Origin of the sequence: Wenyingzhuangia gilva (assembly GCF_030519655.1) — a bacterium.
Classification (GTDB): Bacteria; Bacteroidota; Bacteroidia; order Flavobacteriales; family Flavobacteriaceae; genus Wenyingzhuangia; species Wenyingzhuangia gilva.
The window spans coordinates 1-3,398 of the sequence record NZ_JAUMIT010000026.1 but is presented as its reverse complement, the minus strand read 5'-3'; the positions used below and the strand labels follow the sequence as shown (position 1 = coordinate 3,398).

Annotated in this window: 2 protein-coding genes; both read left to right on the top strand. The window is 29.2% G+C overall.

Going from position 1 to position 3,398, the window contains the following annotated elements:
• Positions 1–242: 242 nt before the first annotated feature.
• Positions 243–1,226, top strand: coding sequence for a TlpA disulfide reductase family protein (locus QVZ41_RS14470; protein ID WP_302885359.1), 984 nt, complete (start codon positions 243–245; stop codon positions 1,224–1,226).
• A gap of 237 nt (positions 1,227–1,463) precedes the next feature.
• On the top strand, positions 1,464–2,318 hold the full coding sequence (locus tag QVZ41_RS14465; RefSeq protein ID WP_302885358.1) for a P63C domain-containing protein: 855 nt from the start codon (positions 1,464–1,466) through the stop codon (positions 2,316–2,318).
• The last annotated feature ends 1,080 nt before the right edge of the window (positions 2,319–3,398 follow it).

Here is a 3,398-nt window from a genome sequence, read left to right as displayed (position 1 = left end):
AAATATAATCCTACAATAAATGAAGAATAAAAACTACCTACAACACCGGCTAAACTTCATGCGGGTTCTGTGCTTTCTCAAAGTTTTGTGTATATTTACTAAGTCGCCAAATCTTGTTGATTTAGCTTTGTGAAATCAAAGAAACAAAACCAAACAAAAAGCTTCGGCTTAGTCCGTTCTCGAAAATCTTGTCGATTTTCAAGCCCACACAAAGCCTAGCCAAAACCGTTACCACATATTAAATGAAAAATCAAAATTATTTAACAGTTCTATTATTTGCATTAATTCTATCATGCTGTAAAAATGAAAAGAAATTCAATATAATAGGAACAATTTCTCCAGTTCAAGACTCTATCATAAAATTAGAGTACACAGAAAAAGATTCTACTTATATCCTAGAGAATAAAATTGAAAATGGTAAATTTTCATTTAAAGGAAATATAAATGACATAACTTTTGGTTCTATATTATATAAACAAGGAACACCTGCTCATTTTTTAATTGAACCTGGAACAAAAACTGAAGTATCAATTCAAGGAAGATTATCAAAAATTATTTCATCCTCAAATTTGAGCAATTTGTATAACGAATATTCTTCTACTAGAAATCAAAAAACTAAAGACTCTATAATTAAAGTATTTAGCGAAAATTTCATAGAACATGATTTTTATGCTGAAATGGTGTTAGGCTGGCTTTCTATGACAAATCCAGAAATAACAGCTCAAAAAGAAATCAAAAAACAATTTTTAGAATCTAATAATCAATCTAAAAAATTAGAAATTATTATGAGTTATTTCGAACGAAATGAAACAACCGAAGTCGGTAAGTTTATCCCTAATTTAATATTTCCAAATACTCTAAACCAACCAACTCCGATCATAGATTCAAAAAACAAGTATACATTGATAGACTTTTGGGCAACATGGTGCTATCCATGTAAACGAAACAATGAATATCTTAAAAAATATAAAGACCTACTAGCCAATCAAGGAATTAAAATCACAAATGTTTCTATAGAAGAAGATTTTGAAACTTGGAAAAAAGGTAGTTTAATAGGAGGTATTTCTTGGACAAATGTAATCGATACATCTGGTATATCAACAAATACCTTAAAGTTTGAACAAATTCCATTTACAATATTAGTTAACCAAAAAGGAAAAATAATTCTTTCTAATATGAAATATATGGATATTGAAAAATTAGCAATTAGAGGAATTATTGATTAATAACATGTGGTAACACCGGCCAAACTTAATGCGGGTTCTGTGCTACTCTAAAGTTTTGTGTATATTTACTAGGTCGCCAAATCTTGTTGATTAGGCTTCGTGAAATTAAAAGATACAAATCCAAACAAAAAGCTTCGGCTTAGTTCGTGTTCGAAAATCTTATCGATTTTCTTCCCGCACAAAGCCTAGCCAAAACCGTTGTGCAATATTAAATAAAAAAAAATGACTATAAAAAGAATGAAAGCAACACATGAAGGAATTTTAAAAATTGGAGATACAGAAATTGAAGTTGCTGTTCTTGAAAATGGGAAAAGAATAATCACCCAATCTGGTATTTTCAAAGCACTTAATAGACCTGTAAGAGGAACTACAAGGATTGATCAAATACCTACTTTTATGGATGCAAAAAACCTACAACCCTTTATAAATGAAGAGTTAAGGCATGTGATCAATAAGGTAGAATTTTTAACTATTGATAATAAAAATGGAGAAGGTTACGATGCTAGTATTCTTCCGTTAATAGCAGATTTATACCTACAAGCAAGAGCTTCTGATTCTTTATTAAAATCTCAATTTGAAACAGCAATAAAAGCTGAAATTTTAGTTCGTAGTTTAGCGAAAGTAGGTATAACTGCTTTAGTAGACGAAGCTACAGGTTATCAATACGAAAGAGAACAAGAAGAATTACAATTAATTTTAAAACAATACATTTCTGAAGAATTATTACCTTGGCAACAGAGATTTCCTCATGAGTTTTATAGACAAATTTTTAGATTAAACAAGTGGGAATATACTGTTGATAATTTAAAGAAAAGACCATCTGTAGTTGGAACATGGACTAACAAGTATATATATAAACAATTACCTAATGGAGTTTTAGATGAGTTGAAAAAAATTACGCCTAAAGACTCAAAAGGTAAAAATAAAGAACATTTTCATAGAAGATTAACTGAAGATGTTGGACACCCAAATTTAAATAATCAAATAGTAACGGTAATTACAATAATGAAGCTTTCTAAATCTTGGAAAGATTTCGATAAAAAATTTAATGATTTATTCGGACAAATCTCTATTGAATTTGAAGAAGAATAACATTGCACAACACCAGCTAAACTTCATACGGGTTTTGTGCTTACTTCAAAGTTTTGTGTATATTTACTAAGTCGCCAAATCTTGTTGATTTGGCTTTGTGAAATCAAAGAAACAAATCCAAACAAAAAGCTTCGGCTTAGTACGTGTTCGAAAATCTGGCCGATTTTCTTCCCGCACAAAGCCTAGCCAAAACCGTTGCCCAAAATAAAATCGTAGCTCCGTTTTTCATAGAAATATTCCTATAAATCGAAAGTTATTGCTTCTCTCCTATTTTAAAAAACTTCATAAAATAAGAGCATTTTTTGGCTGAAAATTATTGACTTTTTTTGTTGAGTATAAAAAATTAAACAAAAATATTCCTATCAAAAAACAACATTTTTCTTGGCTGAAAAACTTGTAGAAATCCTGACAAAATTTGGGTTTGAAAAATCGTAACTGTGAAAAATATTAAGTTTTCGAGAAATTATTTAAACATAAAAAAATCATGTTTTCTTGAGAAATGAAGAACAGTAAAAACGCGTAGGAAATTATCGTAGTTGCTTGAAATTATTAGTTTTTGAAACATTATACAAACATAAAAAATTCATATTTTCCTAATAAATGAAAACAATAGAAACGTGTAGGAAATTATCGTAGTTAGGTAAAATCATATTTCTTTTGAAAAATTATCATAATTAAAAACTTTAACTATTCTAATTTTTTGTGGAGGAAGAAAACTAATATTTTCCTTGAAACTTAAAACTTTGAAACATGAATTTTTCAATCTAAAGAAACTGTCTGAAAAATACTTTGGGCAACACCGGCTAAACTTCATGCGGGTTTATTGCTTTCTCAAAGTTTTGTGTATATTTACTATGTCGCCAAATCTTGTTGATTTGGCTTTGTGAGAACAAAGAAACAAATCCAAACAAAAAGCTTCGGCTTAGTACGTGTTCGAAAATCTGGCCGATTTTCAATCCCGCACAAAGCCTAGCCAAAACCGTTAGCTTTAATTGTGTAATTGAAAAAATAGTAATAACTTTGTAATAACGAAAAATGTTAAATTATGGAAGTTTCAGTTATTCAAATAGGAAATTCAAA